This window comes from Paenibacillus glycanilyticus (assembly GCF_023715145.1).
GTDB lineage: Bacteria > Bacillota > Bacilli > Paenibacillales > Paenibacillaceae > Pristimantibacillus > Pristimantibacillus glycanilyticus_A.
In genome coordinates this window covers 151,068-170,366 of the sequence record NZ_JAMBNP010000011.1, presented here as the reverse complement: position 1 = coordinate 170,366, position 19,299 = coordinate 151,068, and the positions used below count along the sequence as shown (strand labels likewise).

Genomic DNA, 19,299 nt, shown 5'->3' with positions numbered 1-19,299 from the left:
TGGTCAGCTTCTATTCGGAGGCGATCGCCACGGCATCAAACGGAACAACCGTTCCGCCCGACAGCGGGTTCTTCTCGCCCAGGTTGACGATCTTCAGCGTATGCGAGCCTGGAGACAGCTTGCTTGTTTCAAAGATGACGGCACGGAAGTGGTCCTCGGCTGCATACAGATCAACCGGTTCCGGTGTCGCCAGCTTATCGTCGATATAGACGTTGATTTTGCCCCGGTCCTTGCCGGTGTTCCCGTAGACCGTTGCCTTCGTTCCCTCGAACGACACCGTCGCACTGCCGCCCGCTTGTGACGAGTAAGCAGCCTCGCCTCCATAATGGTTCACACTGTAGGTTAACGTCCATTGACCCGAGAACAAGACGTCATAGTCGGTCTCCTGCAGCAGATGCTTCACGTCGAAGGCGTCGACGTTAATGAACGTCGGATCGGATTTTTTGGCCATCGGATCATGCTTTCCGGTCCAGACGATCTTGATCGCGTGCCGTCCGTACGGCAACCGCTTCTCAAGCACGATCTGTTTATCAAGCGGCTTCGCCGCGTACAGCGACGGCGATGCTACCAGCTTGCCATCGACGTACAGATCCGCAATGCCTTGCTTCGGATTCTTCGAGCCGATCCATGCGAAGTAGCTTCCATCGAAGGCGAATTCCACGCTTCCCTTCGCGTCAATCTGCTTCATGCTGCCGCCCGTATAAGCTCCGCCCGTCACTTGCGACCAATCTCCCGTAAACGCCAGCGACTTGCTGGTATCCTCGTAATCGCCGATACCGTTATTAGTCGCCATAGTCAACGTATACGCGCCTTTGCCTTTATGAGCATAGACGTTGACGTAATACGTCCCGGTTTGCGTTACTTGATAGGCAATTGACTCCTTGGACGTCTTCTCGTTCTCCGAATAAGCCAGCAGATTGGTGTTCGAGTTGACGGTTTCCGCTTCCGGCGAATATAGATACAGGTCGAAATCGGTGCCCTCGTCGCCCGTCAGTTCAAAGTTCACGTCCTCGCCCGCATGGAGCTCTACCGCGAAAACATCGTTCCGGTCGTTTGCGTCATCGAGCCGGTTGGATATGCTGCCGCCGGAGAAAGGCGTGCCCGGCACATCATCGTCAGCCAGCGCTTGATACGCATTAATCAGGCGCCCGCTCTGCGTCTTGCCCGCCAGCGAGCTGAGGCGTGTGCCGCTGTTGACGATCCGCTGCTTCGCCGCGAGTGCGCTCAGCGATTCGTCCTGGCTGAACACCAGTGCCGCGACTCCCGCTGCGTGCGCCGCCGCAATATCAGTGCCCCTCCAATAAGCATAGCTGCTGCCCTGGAAATCCTTTATTACGCTCACCAAGTCGATCTTGGCGATCTTCGGATCCCTGGACTTGATCCAGTTGTAGCTGTCCTTGTCCTCGTCCAGCGGGTACTCCTTGTACGCGTAAATCGTGTCCGGCAAGCCGACCGTTTTGTCGTAGAAGTACTGGTCAACGAACGCCAAATGCAGCACGTCCTTGACGAATGGCGTGTCGATAATGCTCGACGGTTCATCTCCGCCTTCCTCGGTAGGACCGTTCAAGACGTTTGAGCCCGTCAGCATGAGATGTCCGCCGCCTTGAATAAAGGCAGTCAAGTTCTTCTGATCGTTCTCGGTAAGGTTCGAAATATTCAATCGATCCGCCGAGCCCGTAAACCAAATGACAGCGTCATATTCAGACATTTCCTGTGATGTTGGGCCGTCGCCACCATCCGGCGCCGACTGTACGATTGTCACCTCGCCAGCGTAATCCTCCAGCAGGGCTTTATACTTTTCTAATTTATTGGAGCTTGGAATACTCGTGAAATTGGACAAGTCGTCCTGCACGAGCAATATCTTCTTGCTCGCGTCATACTTGGATGCCTCGAGATAATCCATGGCCACATCAAACGCGTCTTGGCGATAATTGTAGTCCGCATCCTCATCATCGAGGATATTCTCGAAGGCGATACCGTTAAAGATGACTTTGGAGCCGTTAGCAGGATCTGCTATTTCAGCGGCATGCCCCGGTTTCGACACCTGTACAATCGTGGCGACCGCTTCGCCAGGAGCGGCTACGTCAACGCTCTTGTAGCCGAAATTGGCATCTGCAGTAAGATTACCTTCGTTGTCAATACCAGTGACCGATAGCATATTCGGACTGTCGAAGGAAGCCGGATAGGATGGGCTGCCGTCCGTATTTACGACGTAATTGCCGGAACCGGCGACGAAGAGCATGGACGAGGAATCGACAGCATCCTTCATAGCCTGGCTGAAGGTGTACGTTTCCGCGTTCATGTAAGCGATCTGTGCACCGTTCCTCTCCGCGTAGGCGATTGCCTCGATCAGATCCGAAATGTAGCCATAGCCACCTTCTCCGATGTACTTCACGGGCATGATCTTCACATCGGGCGCAATTCCCGCAAGGCCAATGTCATTATTCGTGCCTGCCGCAATTACGCCGGCCACGGCCGTACCGTGATCCTCCCAGTCGAGCTCGCTGTACGTCTCATTGCTGCCTCCAGCAAAATTCCAGCCGTGAACGTCATCGACGAACCCGTTCCCGTCGTCGTCGACTCCGTTACCGGCACGCTCCTTCGGATTGGTCCAGATTTTGCCCTCCAAATCCGGGTGATCCGCCTGTACGCCGGTATCGATGACGGCGACCGTGACGTTCGGACTTCCTTGCGTCACCGTCCAAGCCTCTGGTGCCTTGATATCGAGCCCAGGCTCCCCGGGATATCCATCTAGAAGCGGATGATTGTAATTGAACGGCGGGGTTTGCCCCGTGTTGCGGAGCGCCCACTGCAACGGGAAATATGTATCATTCGGCGAGTCGGCCTCCGCAGCCTTAGCCGCTTCGGCGGCAGCCTTCACGATCTTGTTTTTCACGTCCTTTTCCTTCTCGTCCTTCGCCGGAGCACCGTCCATATGTAGGCGCGAACCAGAGATTCGGAAATCCGGCTCGGCGTATAAGACGTTGGGATCTTTGTTCAGCGCTTCGAGCACCTTCGCCGCGTCAGCAGGGTTCGCAAGCTGGACGAGCGAAGCGCCTAATGTCGGAAGCGAGGCATTGCTCTTCGTCTTGGCCGTCGCAAGAATTGAAGTCGAAGCCGATTGGTGACCAGGCTTATACTTCACGATGATTCGTCCGCCTGCTTCGGCTAGGCTTGCTTTGCCCGGCAGGGTGGGCTTAGCCCCATCCTTCGGTTCATCTGTTAACGGCGCGACCTGCACGACGTTGTCTTGTGGTGCCGTCTCTGCGGTCCAGGCGCTTTTTCTATCGTCCGTTCCGGCCGCGTTTAAGAACGCGGGATCCACCGAGCCGAACAGCAGCGAGCAAAGGGCTGCGACTGTTATCGACTTCTTTACCAATTCTCTCTTCAAGTTGTCATCCTCCAAATAAACAGAAATAAGACCTATAGGCGTAAGAAATAAATGAATCCTGCTGCAGGTTCACCTGCCTTTCAACGGCGAATCTATCAAATATTCAATAACTTTTTACAACTATTTTACAACTAAGAGAATTGTATCATAGTACAAATAGACTTACAATAATTGCTTGTTAGATTACATCACATAGAATTAGTGGTCAAGTATTATTGAACCGTTTACAATATCACATATATGACGTTTTATTAATTAACACGCGAAAAATTACATTTTTCTTTCAAAATAATAATAAATTTTAACAACATTTTTTTATTATCTGACATGCAATGTGATAAAATTACTACTTTTTTTCAAAACCTCTTTCTAATCCTTACGACGAGACTATCAAATGCAATACTTTTGAACTATGTTTCTGTATACAAATAGTGCAAATGACTTCTTGTCTCCTTCTGTCAATTCCCTCGAGTCTAATCCGTGGCAACGGCAAATAAGCCCAAGCATCGCTTGGGCAGGGTCACTACACTAAAAAGTCCGCCGATGAGAAAAATGCCTACTCTTGGCTCTTCTTCACGCCTTTGGCTATGACGTCGCAATTCCTTTTTTTAGCAGGTATGTCACTCGAGGCCGCCTCAAGAAGAGGTTCACTCACTAAAATGTTGCATGCAAGCAGCCGCTAGCGCCACAGAGGAATTGATTTAGTTACTCATGCATGATCATGGATCGGCCACAGCCAAGTGGGCCTGAGCCAACGGGTGCGGTTTAATTGCTCAGGTTTATGACGTAACTTTGGATTTCCACAGCTCTCTTCAATTATTCACTTTTCAAACACGAAAGAATTCGTTAGACAGTTGCTTAATCAATCTTAGTCATTAGACTACGCGCGTTCGGTTGTCTTAGCAAAGATAATTTCGGTTTTGTTTAAGACCTTCTATTCTAATTCCGCTCAAGCCACACTTGACAAAACTAGGATCAATTTCATATTATGAGAACGATCGATCTACAAAAGGGGGTGGATTTATGTGGAATTGGATTAAGACTGTCCTTAGCTTTTGCTTTTAATACCATCTTGGCGAGGTTGTAAAGCTCAACTTCCCAAAACGTCTGCTGCTTTTTTTGTTCATTTTGCGCCAGGATCATTTGTAATCTTCCTGTAATATTTTGCTCAGGTTCCTTTCATCATCGGCTCCTACAATAAAGGACATGACCCCCCCTTAATATATTCTCTATTGTTGCCTGCGGCTGATTGCCGCAGGCTTTTTTCTTATTTCCCCGTATCGTCGAGGAGGCAAAGGGTATTTGCGTACGGACAGCATGACCTACGAGCTGACGCAAGGACAAGGCTTCCTGTACGGCCCCGGCCTCAGCTAAACGTATCATTCCGATGCCCGTGATCACTGGAGGCCGGAGGAGTTTTTGGACGGAAAAGGTTTCGATTATTAGTAACAATAATGTAATTTATTTGTTATAAATAGTAACATTAATTATTTCATACATGACATGAAAATAACATTTACTATTCTATTTGTTTAGTTAAATATACTTATTGACGTGAGAAAATCATAGATTATATAATCTCTTCAGAAACCTGCCTATTATATGTTATATTTCATGACATTTGGTTGAGTTTCTGTTCGTATTCAGTTCGATCAAGGAGGTTGGTCATTTTAGGAGAGTCCCCTACTTGAAAGTTCCAATGAAAAATAAAAAATAGGAGAGAATTTATTCCCTGAAGGGAAAGAAAGGCCCAGCACGAGATAATGGCACGTAAATTCAGCCTATTGCGAGACCCCTAACGAGATTCATTCAATGAGCAAGCACTCGCAGCCGATGCGAGACACGTATGTTCAGAACCATTCGTCTAGGAGGAGATACGGAATTGAAGCGTCACTTGAATAAAACCATCTGCTCATCTTTACTGTTAACGACCATTTTGGTCAGCGGCACCCTCGCCCCTTCCCTCGATTCGCATAAGCAAGGAGTAGCGTCAGCGCAAGAAACTTCATCCACCGAGAAAGTGCGGAAGACGCAGCTTCCGGAAGGCGAAAACGTAAAGGAACCGGTTATCGAAGTTCCTGCTGGTCCTCATTTGGAACCGATACCGCGGCCATCCGTCGATGCCCCGAAAGCCGACAGCATCGTCGTTAAGTATAAGAGCGGCACCAACGCGGCGGCGATCGCCGCAAATTACGGCCTGAAGCCGGCACGGACGCTGCCTAGTCTCGGCAGCGAGGTGCTGAAACTGCCCGAAGGCGCGGATATCGACGCTCTCCTAGCTCGAATCAAGGCCGACCCGAACGTCTTGTACGCGGAGCCGGACGCCCAAGTATTCGTGCCGGAGCCGTCGGCAATCGAGTCCAACGCACCGCAAGCCAAGCCAGCTTCACAGGCGCCGATCGCAACGACGGATACGGCCTCCACTAAAGAACTTGCAACCGTCACATCCAAGTTATCCCCCCTAATCCCGAACGATCCAATATTTCCAGAACAATGGGCTTTGCATAACACCCTCGACACCGATGATTGGCCAGCCAGCATATCGGATATCGACATCAACGCCCCGGAAGCCTGGCCTACTCTGAAGAACGGCGGCAAGGAAGTCGTCGTAGCGGTCATCAGCGACGGCGTGGACGGCGATCATCCCGATCTCGCTGACCGTGTTTGGACGAATCCCAAAGAAATCCCTAATAACGGCATCGACGACGACGGCAACGGCTTTATCGACGACGTTCACGGCTGGGACTTCAATCATGAAGACAACAATGCCGACGACTTGAACGACCCCTCGAAGAACGGGACGGCAATCGCGGGCATCGTAGCCGCCTCCATGAATAATAGCGTGGGGATCGCCGGCGTGGCACCAAACGCGAAGATTCTTCCGATTAAGACGTTTTCTTCGATATCGCGCAGCGGAACGTTCTCGCAAATCGCGGCGGGCATTGCCTACGCCGAGCAGATGGGTGCCGACATCGCCGTCCTGGACTTCGCTACCTGGGAACCGAGCGAGCTAATTCTGGACGCGCTTCGGCACTCCGATATGCTTTTCATTGCGCAGCCCGGCGACTATCGCGACGACGTGGACCGCATACCGACCTACCCGGCATCCTACATGCTTCCGAACGTGCTGACTGTCAACGGCATCGGGCGTAACGGCTATTCATCTACGAGCTACGGCAAGAATACCGTTCAGATCGCTGCGCCGGCCAACGATGTAATTACGACTATGCCTTCGGAAAACCTGGCATACGCCGCCCAAATCGATACCGGCTCGTACAGAGCGATCTATAACGGACTCGGCTTCGAGAATTTCGCTCCGCCGTTTCAAACCGACTCCTTCCGCGCAGCGCTTGATTATTTGGGCGAGGGCGCGGACAAACCTTCGGTACTGCTTGTCCAGGACGACAACTCGGTTGGAGGCAACGAGGAGGAACGGAGCTTTCTAGAACTATACAAGAGCTTCCTCCTGTCCGCCGGCTTTGAGACGGACGGAATGCCGCTCGACGATGCGCGGGGAACGTTCCACGTCGAGACCGTACCCAAAAACGATAAGGGACCCGCTCTGGAGGACATGCAGGCGTACGATATCGTCATTTGGTTCACCGGCTACGCCAACGCGAGTACCAATCCCGATCCGAACGCGCCGCCTGTGCTGACCGAGTCCGACAAGACCGATTTAACGAGTTACCTGCAAGCGGGCGGCAGACTTCTTCTAACGGGCAGGGACGCTCTCTTCGGAAGCGAAACCTCATCTTTCGTGAAGGACACGCTGCATCTGGATTATCTGTACGAAGGCTTTTTCGGTTATTACGATTTGGTGGGAGAAGAAGGGACCATTTACGCCGGACAGTCCGTTCCGATGCCGGAGGCCTCGCTTGGCGATGTCGTTGCAGCCCGGGATTCATTCGCCCGAACCAATCTGCTCCTCGATAAGCCGGATTACGACCTCCAAGGGTCCTACGGCACGCCGGCTATCGCTAACGCCGCTGGCGCGGCCGCCTTGGTACTCGGCGAAAATCCCGCCTACGATGCGAAACAGACGATTCAACGCTTGATTAACAGCGGGAAGAAAATAAGCTCCCTGGCTGACACGAACATGTCCGGCAAGCTGATCGACGCCTATCATGCCATTTCCGATAAAGATATTCCCGGGACCCCGCTTCAGACTTCGGAATTAAGCGAGCGCCTCGAAGAAGCCTCCGATCCGGATCGCGTATACGCCGTTGATCTGCACGCGGGCGAAACCATTCAAGCGGAGCTGACGGGTGACGAAGGCACCGACTTCGATCTCTACCTCTTCTCGCCTTCCGCGGTTACCGTTCACGGCAAGACCGGCATCGTCGCCGCTTCCGAGCATCCGGGGACGTCCAACGAGAGCTTCACTTATTTCGCGAAGCAGACCGGCACCTATTACGTGAATGTCTATGCATACGCGGGAACAGGCGACTTCACGCTGCGCTTGCAGCACGCCAACCCTTCCGGCGCCTATGAGGACGATTCGGAAGCCGTGACGTTCGTCGGCGATTGGGAGACGGTATCGGACGACGCGTTGTCCGGCGGAAGCGCGAAGCGCATAGACGCCCCCGGCCATGCCGAACTCTCCTTCGATGGCAGCTACATCGAATGGATCGGAACCAAGAACCCGCAGCAAGGCATCGCCAACGTCTATCTCGACGGCAAGCTGGCCTCAACGGTTTCCTTGTATGACAAGACCGAATCGAAACGCCAGGCGCTCTTCAAGAAGACGGTCTCCAACGATAAGCATACGATCCGCATCGAATGGACGGGCAAGACCGATCCGAGAGCCAAGAAGAACGATCCCGCATTCGTGAACGTCGACGCATTCATCGTCAAACATCTCGTTCAGGATGCCGACTTCTACCAGGTGCACTATGACGGTACTTGGACCACGAGCTTCAGCACGGTTTACTCGGGCCAGTCCGTGACGACGTCCATCGCAAAGGACGATTTCGCCGAGCTGAGCTTCACCGGCACGAAGATTCGCCTCCTCGCGCCGATCGGGAGCAACCGCGGCATTGCGGATATCTATATCGACGGAAAATTGACAGGATCGGCGGACCTGTACCGGCCGGCCCGGAAGTACGAAGCCGTTGTCTTCGAATCGGGGACGCTGTCCGCGGGCAAGCACACGGTGCGCGTGGTGAACAGCGGGAAGAAGAATGCGAGCTCCACAGGCTCCGTCATCTCGATCGACGCCTTCGAGATCGTATCGTAATCATGCGGTCGCCATCAATAATTAGGAAAAGAGGAATCCGGACTTGAAGAGCATCTATAAGCGCATTCATACCTTGTCATCCCTTATCACGGCCACGGCTGTCCTGGCCTCCGGTCTGCTCCAGTCGGCCGTTCCCGCGGCTGCCGAAGCTTCGGCTTACAATCCTATTTCTGCGCTTGCGGCCACAGCGGCTCCGGAAGCGAATCTGTTCGAAGCCTTCGCGAGCGATTGGAAGCGCAGCTTGTCTTCCGCTTCCAGCAGCTCGGACAGCCTCTTTATTTCGCCGGACATCGATACCTCCTCCACCGGCCCAGTGAGCGTTATCATTCAATTGAGCGCCCAGCCTGCCGCTGTCGGCAAATACGCCGCAAGCAAAGGGTATAAGACGCTGGCTGCCGAAGCGAACGTAAATGCGGTTCAAACCGAGCAAGCCTCTTTCTTGAAGTCCGCCACAGCGAGCGGCTTGCCCCTTGACGTCGACTATCGGTACAACCAGGTGCTAAACGGCATGGCCGTCACGCTGCCGGGTACCGGCATCGCCAAGCTGGCGAAGCTCCCCGGCATCAGGGCGATCTATCCGAACCTGACTTATACGGCCAAGCCGGTGCAATCCTACGAGACGGATGCGGAGGATCCGCGGATCGATATGACCCCTCTGCAGCAGCTTGGCGTTGATAAAGCCTGGGCGGAAGGCTATACCGGCAAAGGGCTGAAGGTTGGGGTCATCGATACCGGCGTTGACTATGTCCACCCCGACTTGAAAGGAGCGTTTAAAGGCGGACACGACTCCTTTTACAACGACGACGATCCCTACGAGGACATCCCGGTACCGGAGCAGCTGGTCGCCGGCACGACCCACGGCACCCACGTTTCCGGCACCATCGCGGGACGCGCGGCGAACGTCGACGGTCATTTCCTGCAAAAGGGCGTGGCCTACGAATCGGACTTATACGTCTATAAAGTGTTGGGCGGACCGCTTGCCACCGGCACCTCGGCCATGATCGTCGACGGCATCGAGCACGCCGTCAAAGACGGCATGGACGTGATCAATCTGTCTCTTGGCGACGATGGGACAAAGGATCCGTATTCGGCCGAGGCAGTCGCCATCAACAACGCGGCCCTAGCCGGCGTCGTTCCCGTCATCGCCGCGGGCAACTCCGCTATGGACGCGCCTTACTACTATTCGCTAGGTTCCCCGTCGACGGCGGAGCTCGGCATTACGGTCGGTGCCGCCACCAGCCGGATCGACACCTATGAGACGGTTGCCTCCAGCTCTCTGACGGGCCAAGCGTATACGCTTCGCGCAATGGCTTGGTCGCCCGGAAACACGGATTTCGCCAGTCTCCTCGGAACGGATCCGATCGGGGCGGTCTACCTCGGATTCGGTCTGGATGCCGATTACGACGGGAAAGACGTGACAGGCAAAATCGTCATCGTCACGCGAACGCACAGCAGCCAGGGAATTTCGTTCAGCAGACAAATCAATTCAGCCAAGGAGCATGGCGCAAAGGCTGTCGTCATATTCAACGGCACGACCAACGATAGCCGGGACGTCTGGCAGGAAAATACCGTCGATCTATCGGAATCCATTCCGGGACGTGACGGCCCAATCGGTTACATGGGCTTCAATGGCCCATTGGAAGACTCCATCCCAGCCTTTGACATCGCGGGCAAAGAAGGCCGCGCCTTGGTTCGGGCGATGTTGAAACAGCCTAACGCACCGGAGAGCCTGACGTTCGACAAACCCTTCAAGAGCGTTTCCCTCCCCGGCGATACCATGGCGGAATTCAGCTCGCGCGGGCCGAACCAGGATGACAGATTGGGCATCAAACCGGATGTCGTCGCGCCTGGCCATCGCATCGTCTCGTCTGTACCCGCCTTCGGCTTGGTTCATCCGGATGCCGATTACGACGAAGCATACGACCGTTACAGCGGAACCAGCATGGCAACGCCGCATATCGCCGGCCTCGCTTTGCTGCTGAAGGATAAATTTCCGAATTGGACGCCATCCGATGTCCGGGCGGCGCTCGCGAATACGTCGGATCCGCTGGCGGACGAGAACGGCTTGCCGTACGATGTATATTCGCAAGGCGCCGGGCGCGCCGATGTAGCGAATGCCTTGCATACGGCAGCTTTATTGAAATCGCTGGACGAAATTACGATTTTGGATAAGAACATGAAACCGATCACGCTCCCCAGCGAAGCCAGCAGCGTTGCGTTCGGCGTCTTGGATCCGTCCGCCGGCGATGCCAAAGCTGCAAGCACATTGCAGCTGAAAAGCGTAACCGACAAATCGGTTGCTTACGAAGCCAAGACGGAACTGCATAAGACGTTCACCAATAAGCCCGGTTATGCTACGACCCCGGATTGGGCCGGCATCACCGTGAAGCTGACCGGACTTGACGCGGGAAGCAAGCTTTCCGTCGATGCGGGGAAAGCCCGTACCTTCGGATTGTCCGTCGAAGCGAAGCCGGACGCGAAGCCAGGCGTTTACGAAGGGACCGTGGTTCTGGAAGGCGATAGCGTCCCGGCTCTGCACCTGCCGTTTGTTTTTCATATCGGGAAGAAGCCGCTTGATAACGAGAACGCGTTCGGAGGAATCAGCGTATCGAACCGTATCGTTTCACCGCAATCGCCAATCGATATTGCCATAAATTACAATGGCGGAGGTTTTAATATCCTCCAGCTCGGCCTGCTGGACAACAACGGCCGTTATTACGGTCTCCTGGCCGATTGGAAGAGCTCCAAAAACGGGTTGGATGCATACATGTCCAAAGGCACATACGTTATCGAAGGCTTTAATGGCAGTTATCTTTCAGCCGAACAGGATAGCGGCGCCAACGGCAGCTATGATCTGCCTGCTCTGCCCGACGGGCAGTACGTGCTCTCCGCCGTAACCGCATATTCCGTCTTCGGCTTCACATCCGAGATTCATTTCTCGAATATCACCATCAATGTAGATAACGACTATACCGGCGGCGATCAGCCTGGAGGCGGTAATCCCGGGGACGGTAATCCGGGCGGCGGCAACGGAGGTCAGCCTGGAGGCGGTTCGCCGCAAACCTCCGACCCTGTGCCGACAGATAAGTACGGGGACGTGACGACCTCGGTCATTGCAGACTCTCAAGCCCCGGTTAAGCTGGTCGCGAAAACAAGCAGCGCAAGCGGAAAGCTGACCGCGACCATAGACGACACCGAGCTTGATCGCGCGTTCGAAAGCGCGGCTAAATCGACCGCTTTCGTCATCACCGCTACCTCCGCGGATGCCGAAGAAGCGGTGCTAAGCTTAACGCCGGCGCAAGCGCAGCGTCTGAAAGCCGCACCGCCAGAAAGCTCGGTCGTGCTCGCCTGGAACGGAGCATCCGTCGCGCTACCGCTATCGGCTATCCGAAGCCTCTCGCAGGACGCGGGTCTGGCCATCCGAATCAAGAAGAACGGAGCTGCCGTCAAACGCTTCGAAGCCGTGTATCCGGATGCCAAAGTCGTTGGCACGCCGATTGCCTTCGAAGCGAGCAGCGTCAAAGATGGCATCGAGACGCCAATTCCGCTCTCCGTTAAAGATACGATAACGCGCGCCTTCTTGATAGACGGAGACGTACAAGCCGCAAATGCGGGCGCTCTGTATGAAGAAGACGGCGCCGTACGTCCGGCGACCGCAACCTTCAAGACCGGCAAAGACGGCGGCACGATCGCGATCGTCGCGCGTCCCGGCTTCTCGACCTATGCGGCAGCGGTACGCGACATCGCGTTCTCGGATATCGGGACCTCTTGGGCGAAGGAAGAGATTCGGAAGCTTGCTGCCCAATTCATAATGAACGGCACGGCATCCGGAACGTTCGCGCCGAAGCGCAACGTGACGCGAGCCGAGTTCGCCTCGATGCTGGTCAGAGCACTCGGCCTGAAGACTCCTGGCACAACAGCACCGTTCACGGACGTAAACGTGAAAGACTGGTTCGCCGCCGAGGTTGCCGCCGCGCACGCGGCCGGGCTCGTGACCGGCGAACACGGGCGTTTCCAGCCAAACGCCGTAATCAGCCGCCAAGACATGGCTGTCATGCTGAATCGCTCGCTTAAGCTGTTGAATGTGAATCCACCAGCCAGCGGCAGCAGCGTATACAGCGACGCGGGGACGATCGGCGCTTATGCGATCAACGACATTCGAGCCGTCACCGATGCCGGCCTGATGAACGGCATTGACGTTAAGGGCGACCGTTTCTTCCACCCTGCCGAAGCAACGACGCGCGAAGCTGCAGCAACGGTATTGTACCGTTTGCTTCAAGCGGCGAAACGAATCAACTAATCAATAAACCGATTAGTTGGTCAAGAATTTTCCTCTTACATGTGACTTCGATTAAATAGGCCATGCTTAAAAATGAGCTGCACCCCCGATTGTTGAGACCATTTCCAACAATCGGGGGTGCAGTTTTTTTGACGTTCTCGTCCGCACCGGTTTGTTCCATTTCTTGATGCCGACCTGCTGCGACAATGACCCGGGGTAGCAAGTTCGTACAATTGGAACTTCACCAGCTTCACTAGCCTTCCAAGCTCTGGACCAAATCAGAGATTAGATCTTCCCGGTCCTCGATGCCAACCGAGATGCGGATTAACCCTTACCAATATGGCATCAATTGTAGGCATAGGTAGCCGTTAAAAAGGATGAAAGAACTTTATCTATTATTAAAAAACTTTATTTCCACATTAAAGAAATTTATATTCACTTCGCTCTATCTGAGTAAATGCTCATAGAGTCACCACATTGTAATCTAGCTGTAACACTGTACTCAGATTCCTTTCATTTACGCAATCTATACTTATAGACATGACCCCCCTTTATTATATTTCTCTCTTGCAGCCTGCGGCCCCCGTGCCTCAGGCTCTTTGTTTTTATGGGACGATTGAAGTTTAGGAAGCTTTTCGCCGGAAATGATGATAGTCTAATAGGTGATTGTTATTTGTTGGAGGGGAATTATGAATCCAAATCAAATCAGTATCGCAGAGGTACCCTGCCTGCTCTTCGAGCCTGCGGGACGGCCAATCGGCACCGTTATCTTATACCATGGCTGGGGTTCTTCGATGGAAAGCTACCAGTTCTTCGCTTCCTTAATCGTTGGCTGGGGGTACAAAGTTGTTGTTCCCGAGCTGCTGCATCACGGTCAGCGCGGCAAGCTGGACTATGCGGATCCGGAGGTTCTGGAGAAGCAATTCCTGGAGATTGTTTTACAAGGGGTAAAAGAAGCCCGGTCCATCGTGGACGAGCTCTCGGCAGCAGCCGGCCGTATCGGCATCGTCGGACATTCGGCAGGCGGCTTTATTGCAGCGGGTTCCTTTGCCAAGCATTCGTCCCTGCAAGCTGCCGTTGTTATTAACGGCTCATGCGCGTGGCTTCGGTTCGAGGAGAAATACCTTGAATATATGGGAAAAACGCCGCTCACACCAGAGGAGAGAACGACGCTTAAAGCCCATGATCCGTTATCGCAAATAACGTTTGAGAATGAGCGGGCGCTCTTGCTGCTTCACGGCAAAGAGGATACAACCGTTCCGATCGACAGCCAGCGGCATTTCATGAGCAACATGTCCCAAATATCCCCCGAGCAGCTCCACATGATTGAATACAGCGGAGTTAATCATCACATTACGCTTAAGATGCTGGAGCAGTCCAAGCTGTGGCTGGATCGTCATATCGGAGATCAGCAGGCTTTGTGATTACAAGGTGCGCGCCACGTCAACGAACTGGCGTGCACGCTCCGTTATAAGGTCGAACTTGCCCTCGCGGACCCAATCCAGGTTCAGCAGCTTGCCGCCCATTCCGACAGCATTGGCGCCCGCGGCGAAATAATCGGCGATATTATGCAGATCTACGCCGCCGGTTGCCATAATCGGAATGGCATCCAGCGGGCCGCGGATCTCGGTTAAGTATTTGGTGCCAAGCGTCCCCATCGGGAACAGCTTTACCGCTTCGGCCCCGGCCTTCCAAGCCTTCACGATTTCCGTTGGCGTCATGACGCCCGGCCATACGGAGATTCCTCGCTCTTGACCATACGCGATAACCGCTTCATCCAGGTTCGGCGAGATAAGGAACTGCGCACCGGCTGCAACAGCGGTCTTCGCCATCTCCAAATCAAGCACGGTTCCCGCTCCAACAGCGGCTTGACCGTCAAACCGGCTGCGCCAGCGCTCGATCATTACGGCTGCGCCAGGCGTGTTCATCGTAATTTCCATCAGACGGATCCCCCCGTCAATCAGAGCTTGTCCAGCCGCATCCGCCTGATGATCCTCAATCCCTCTCAAGATCGCAACAATCTTATTTTCGAGCAGCAAATCCAGCATCTTACTCATGTTATTGTCCCCTTTACGTCCAATAATCCCGCAATATGCGAATGAATAAATTCGGAAAAGCCAAGGTCTCCATATCCGCCGGTCCAATCCAGCGGTACTCGCCCTGTTTGCCTTCAGCCTCAGCTTCATAGGCGGCAGCAGACTCTGCAGCCAGACTTGCACTAGGAGCATCCGCCAGCTCCGCATGCGTACCCAAGTCTGCGAGGTAAATCCTCATTTTCCAATGAATATGGCTGAAGACATGATCGGCATCCATTAACCATCGCCGAGGTCGAATCAATAGCCCGGTCTCTGCCTCCATCGAACGGGTCAGCCATTTCCCGGCTGCAGCCGCATTTGCGCTGCTCAATTCGTCAGCCGCTTCCATGACGGATTCCTGCTCCTTCGGGATAAGCAAATGAGGAAGCTCCCACATCTGGGCGAGCAATCCGGTCTCCGGACGCTGACGGATCAATATCTTGCCTTCATGAACGCCAGTTCCGGCAACAATAACCGCCGCCCGCTTCTCCGGACGAGGCGGCTTCGCTTTGGTCTTGATAGGAAGCTCAGCCTCGCGTCCTGCAAGCCTTGCCGCGCAATGCTCCATGACCGGGCAAGGCAGGCAGCTAGGAGATTTTGGCGTACATACAAGTGCGCCAAGCTCCATCAACGCCTGATTGAAATCTCCGGCAGCTCCTTCCGGAATCAGCGATCCCGCGAGCTTTTCGATATTGACGCGAGTTGCCGGCTTCGCAATATCGTCCTCCAGGCAGAAATACCTGGACAGTACCCGCATGACATTGCCGTCAACCGCAGGCTCAGGCCGATTAAAAGCAATGCTCATAATCGCTCCGGTCGTATAAGGACCTACACCCTTTAAGCCCGAGACCGCCGTTTTATCGTCCGGCACCACGCCTCCGTAACGTTCAACCACCTCGCGCGCTCCAGCCTGGAGGTTGCGGGCACGCGAATAATAACCAAGCCCTTCCCAGCACTTCAGCACTTCCGGCTCCGGCGCTTCGGCAAGCGTCCGTACGGTGGGAAACTTCGTCATAAACCGCTCATAGTAAGGAATCACCGTGTCCACCCGCGTCTGCTGCAGCATAATCTCCGATACCCATACGCGGTAAGGATCCTGGTTCATCCGCCATGGCAGATCCCGCTTAATCCTCCGGTACCAGATGAGCAGCTCGCGGCTGAAGTAGGCCTTGGCTTCCTCATTATTAATGGCTTCCATTATTCTTTCACCTCTGAATTTCCATTCCCTGAATTAATATTGCGAATATCCACCTGCATCAACCGGCGGTATTGCTTTGGCGTAATCCCCGTTTGCCGTTTGAGCAGCCTCGGAAGATAATGATTGAGCATGCCCACCTTGCTTGCAATTTCGGAGATTGGAAGATCCGTTTCCTTCAACAGTTTCTTAGCCATTTCAAGTCGTCTTTCGGTTACGTATTGAATCGGAGAACAGCCCATTACCGTTTTAAATGACGTTATTAAATAGTTCGGATGGAGATACGCGACTTTGGCCAAATCTTCGATTTGGATATTCTGATGCAGATTTTTCTCAATGTAATCAATAACCTCGGTCCATTTCTCCCCGCTCTCAAGCAGTTCGTAATAGGAGCTCTTGGATACCATTAAAGCACTATTATCAACGAAATAAGACATTAATTCCAATATTGCGGCTTTTAGCTTCAATCTGCTCGTAATCGACTCCCGACCTAGAGCATCCATCATACGCAGAATGATGCTAATGACATACTGCCCGTCTTGAATCGGAATGGAGGAGGTAAAAGGCAATTTGAGCAGCTTGATAAATTTGAAGTCCTGCGTTTCCAGGCAAAAATGGCACCAGTACAGCTTCGCCTTCTGCTCGACGGTAATTTCGTAGGATTTAAATGTTTTGGGTCGTAGCAAATACACTCTATTGGGCTCAATATTATAAGTAACACCGTTAATTTGGACAACAGCTTTCCCTTCAGTTGCATAAATAAACCGGTAAAAGTCAATGCCATCCCGACTATCGGTCCAGCCGGCATCTCTTTCAGAATAGGCAGCCATAATAACCTCTGGTTCTAACAGAGAAAATTGCCGTTGTAATATTCGTTCATTCGTATCCATGACTACCCCTGTTGTCTGGTTTTCGCTAATTATTTACTCTATTATATAGGCTATAGCTTTAAAATCATATGGAAGTTCTATCATCTCTTTAGATTTATTTTAATCTAGTGAAAAAGAAAGAAGGAAATGTAAATGTTTGTTAAATACTTAGCGATAGCAGCAACCGTTGCTGTTCTGTTAACAGCCTGCGGGAATAACGGCGGCACAGGGTCCTCCGCTTCAACCAGTCACATGGACGCGCCGGACAAAACGGGAGCCGTCTACAAAGCCAATTGCGTCAGCTGCCACGGCTCCGACCTGCAGGGAAGAATGGGCTCGCAGACCAACCTCCAGAAGGTAGGAGCGCGCATGACCGAACCCGCCATTGCCGAGCAAATCAAGAAGGGCGGGAGCTCCATGCCTCCCTTCGAGGAACGTCTGACGGACGAGCAGATTGCCGGGCTTGCCGCCTGGCTTGCGGGCAAGAAATAAGATAGCATACAAAAAAGGCCGATCCGTCAGGCAGCTTAACAGCCGCATAACGATCAGCCTTTTTCTCTATCCCGTGCGCTCCACGATCGCAACTGCTGACGCAATCGCGCGATCATGGGTAATCGTAATATGAATACGGTAGCTCTCCGGCATGAGTCCAAGACGTCCCCAGGCCTCCCCGGACAAATAACATTCCGGCTTGCCCTCGGGTCCGCGCAAAATATCAATATCGGCAAAGCTGACCTTGGCACCAATCCCGCAGCCTAAAGCCTTCACCACGGCTTCCTTAGCCGCAAATCTTCCTGCCGTGAATTGCGCCAGACGCTTGCCCTCATAACCATAAGCGAGATCCCGCTCCCGACTTGTCAATATACGGTCCAAGAACCTTTCTCCCGCCTTGCCCGCAAGCAGTGCGGCAACCCGGTCCATGTCCGTCACGTCATGTCCGACCCCTGCTATCATCGCGCGTATCAGATGCCCGGAATCGGGGAACGTTTATGCTCAGTACGCAAATATTGCTTCTCGAGCTTGGCTTTCGCTTCGGCTCCGATTTCTTTGCCTTCGAGATACGCGCTGTTCTCGTCATACAGGATGCCAAGCTCCGATTCGTCAGTCTGCCCTTCCCAAAGTCCGGCAGTTGGCGCTTTGTCCAGAATGCTCTGCGGTACGCCAAGGACGCTAGCGAGCTGGCGTACCTGACGCTTGTTCAGCGAGCTGAGCGGAGTAATGTCTACCGCGCCGTCGCCCCACTTCGTGAAGAAGCCGGTGATCGCTTCCGACGCATGGTCTGTACCCACAACAAGCAGATTCAGGTCAAAAGCAAGCGCGTACTGGACAACCATCCGCGTTCTTGCTTTCACGTTTCCTTTGCCGCCGCGGCTGAGATGACGCGAAATTCCGATCGCCTTAAGAGCATGCTCGGTCTCCAGCGCAATCTCGTCTACCGCTTCGCCGATATTCGTCTCCACCTTATGCTTCAGCTTGAAGGCTTCCGCCGTCGCGTAGCTGTCCTGAATATCGACTTGCTCCCCATAAGGCTGAAACACGCCAAGCGTCATGTATTCCCGGCCGGTCTCAGCAGACAATTCATCCGTTGCCATTTTGCATAAACCAGTCGTAACCGCGCTGTCGATACCGCCGCTAATGGCAATCAAGAGGCCCGTTGTGCCCGACTTCTTCACGTACTCCTTCAAGAAGTCCACGCGTTTGCGGATCTCGGCGGCAGGATCAATCTCCGGCTGTACGCCGAAGCGCTCGATTATTTCCTGTTGTAAACTCATAGCACTTGTCTCCCCCTGCTCCAACTGCCGATTAGCGGCAGTAACGGTCAAATGCGTTTGTCAGATCAGCCGCAATATCGGCAGCGGAACGGTTCTCGATTTGATGGCGTTCGATGAAATGAACAAGCTCGCCGTCTTTCATCAAAGCGATCGACGGGGACGAAGGCGGGTACGGCGCGAAGTACTCGCGCGCTTTCGCCGTTGCTTCTTTATCTTGACCCGCAAACACCGTATACAGGTGATCAGGCGTAATATCATGCTGAAGCGCTTCTGCTACGCCCGGACGGCATTGACCTGCAGCACAGCCGCAAACCGAGTTAACAACAACGAGTACTGTTCCTTTTGCATCCGGTAAAGTATCCGCCACTTCTTCGGCAGTGCGGAGCTCTTGAATCCCGATTCGGGTCAAGTCGTCACGCATAGGTTGAACCATATCCAGCATATATCTTTCAAATGACATCGACATTTGAAACACACTCCTT

General features: G+C 53.5%; 12 protein-coding genes. 4 read left to right on the top strand and 8 right to left on the bottom strand.

Annotation, left to right across the window (positions count from 1 at the left end; all coding sequences use genetic code 11):
- Positions 1 to 10: 10 nt before the first annotated feature.
- Positions 11 to 3,391, bottom strand: a complete 3,381-nt coding sequence (locus M3194_RS24710) for a S8 family serine peptidase (protein ID WP_251656758.1) — start codon at positions 3,389 to 3,391, stop codon at positions 11 to 13.
- Between the two features lie 1,882 nt (positions 3,392 to 5,273).
- On the opposite strand from M3194_RS24710, the gene M3194_RS24705 reads away from it, so the two are divergent.
- Together M3194_RS24705 and M3194_RS24700 are read left to right on the top strand one after the other, a co-directional pair.
- Positions 5,274 to 8,627, top strand: a complete 3,354-nt coding sequence (locus M3194_RS24705) for a S8 family serine peptidase (protein WP_251656757.1) — start codon at positions 5,274 to 5,276, stop codon at positions 8,625 to 8,627.
- A 43-nt stretch (positions 8,628 to 8,670) separates the two neighbouring features.
- A complete protein-coding gene (locus tag M3194_RS24700) occupies positions 8,671 to 12,927 on the top strand; it encodes a S8 family serine peptidase (protein WP_251656756.1) in 4,257 nt (1,418 codons plus the stop codon).
- Positions 12,928 to 13,159: 232 nt separating this feature from the next.
- Here the strand turns inward: M3194_RS24700 and M3194_RS31725 are convergent, their stop codons facing one another.
- A complete protein-coding gene (locus M3194_RS31725) occupies positions 13,160 to 13,231 on the bottom strand; it encodes a hypothetical protein (protein ID WP_397334383.1) in 72 nt (23 codons plus the stop codon).
- Positions 13,232 to 13,595: 364 nt separating this feature from the next.
- Between M3194_RS31725 and M3194_RS24695 the strand changes: the two genes are divergently transcribed.
- A complete protein-coding gene (locus M3194_RS24695) occupies positions 13,596 to 14,330 on the top strand; it encodes an alpha/beta hydrolase family protein (RefSeq protein WP_251656755.1) in 735 nt (244 codons plus the stop codon).
- Here the strand turns inward: M3194_RS24695 and M3194_RS24690 are convergent, their stop codons facing one another.
- Genes M3194_RS24690 through M3194_RS24680 form a run of 3 tightly spaced genes read right to left on the bottom strand, consistent with a single transcriptional unit; the run spans position 14,331 to position 17,006 of the window.
- Positions 14,331 to 14,963, bottom strand: coding sequence for a bifunctional 4-hydroxy-2-oxoglutarate aldolase/2-dehydro-3-deoxy-phosphogluconate aldolase (locus M3194_RS24690; protein ID WP_251656754.1), 633 nt, complete (start codon positions 14,961 to 14,963; stop codon positions 14,331 to 14,333).
- A gap of 13 nt (positions 14,964 to 14,976) precedes the next feature.
- Positions 14,977 to 16,179, bottom strand: coding sequence for an A/G-specific adenine glycosylase (mutY, locus tag M3194_RS24685; protein WP_251656753.1), 1,203 nt, complete (start codon positions 16,177 to 16,179; stop codon positions 14,977 to 14,979).
- The gene (locus tag M3194_RS24680; RefSeq protein ID WP_251656752.1) at positions 16,179 to 17,006 is read right to left on the bottom strand and encodes an AraC family transcriptional regulator; all 828 of its coding nucleotides are present in this window, start codon (positions 17,004 to 17,006) and stop codon (positions 16,179 to 16,181) included. The genes mutY and M3194_RS24680 overlap by 1 nt, the downstream gene beginning before the upstream one ends.
- 192 nt (positions 17,007 to 17,198) lie before the next feature.
- On the opposite strand from M3194_RS24680, the gene M3194_RS24675 reads away from it, so the two are divergent.
- Positions 17,199 to 17,537 carry a c-type cytochrome gene (locus M3194_RS24675; RefSeq protein WP_251656751.1) on the top strand — a complete coding sequence of 113 codons (339 nt, stop codon included), beginning with the start codon at positions 17,199 to 17,201 and terminating at the stop codon, positions 17,535 to 17,537.
- A 66-nt stretch (positions 17,538 to 17,603) separates the two neighbouring features.
- On the opposite strand, the gene acpS is transcribed toward M3194_RS24675, so the two are convergent.
- From acpS to M3194_RS24660, 3 genes are read right to left on the bottom strand one after another with little or no spacing between them, the layout of a single operon-like run.
- A complete protein-coding gene (gene acpS, locus M3194_RS24670; protein WP_251656750.1) occupies positions 17,604 to 17,999 on the bottom strand; it encodes a holo-ACP synthase in 396 nt (131 codons plus the stop codon).
- An 8-nt stretch (positions 18,000 to 18,007) separates the two neighbouring features.
- Positions 18,008 to 18,817 carry an ammonia-dependent NAD(+) synthetase gene (gene nadE, locus M3194_RS24665; protein ID WP_251656749.1) on the bottom strand — a complete coding sequence of 270 codons (810 nt, stop codon included), beginning with the start codon at positions 18,815 to 18,817 and terminating at the stop codon, positions 18,008 to 18,010.
- Positions 18,818 to 18,848: 31 nt separating this feature from the next.
- Entirely contained in the window at positions 18,849 to 19,283 is a 435-nt protein-coding gene (locus M3194_RS24660; RefSeq protein ID WP_251656748.1) for a BrxA/BrxB family bacilliredoxin, read from the bottom strand.
- Positions 19,284 to 19,299: the final 16 nt, after the last annotated feature.

Bases quoted from the DNA above. Each gene is read 5' to 3' on its own strand.
- M3194_RS24695 (WP_251656755.1), top strand. From the start codon at position 13,596: ATGAATCCAAATCAAATCAGTATCGCAGAGGTACCCTGCCTGCTCTTC.
- M3194_RS24690 (WP_251656754.1), bottom strand. From the start codon at position 14,963: ATGAGTAAGATGCTGGATTTGCTGCTCGAAAATAAGATTGTTGCGATC.
- mutY (WP_251656753.1), bottom strand. From the start codon at position 16,179: ATGGAAGCCATTAATAATGAGGAAGCCAAGGCCTACTTCAGCCGCGAG.
- M3194_RS24680 (WP_251656752.1), bottom strand. From the start codon at position 17,006: ATGGCTGCCTATTCTGAAAGAGATGCCGGCTGGACCGATAGTCGGGAT.
- M3194_RS24675 (WP_251656751.1), top strand. From the start codon at position 17,199: ATGTTTGTTAAATACTTAGCGATAGCAGCAACCGTTGCTGTTCTGTTA.
- acpS (WP_251656750.1), bottom strand. From the start codon at position 17,999: ATGATAGCAGGGGTCGGACATGACGTGACGGACATGGACCGGGTTGCC.
- nadE (WP_251656749.1), bottom strand. From the start codon at position 18,817: ATGAGTTTACAACAGGAAATAATCGAGCGCTTCGGCGTACAGCCGGAG.
- M3194_RS24660 (WP_251656748.1), bottom strand. From the start codon at position 19,283: ATGTCGATGTCATTTGAAAGATATATGCTGGATATGGTTCAACCTATG.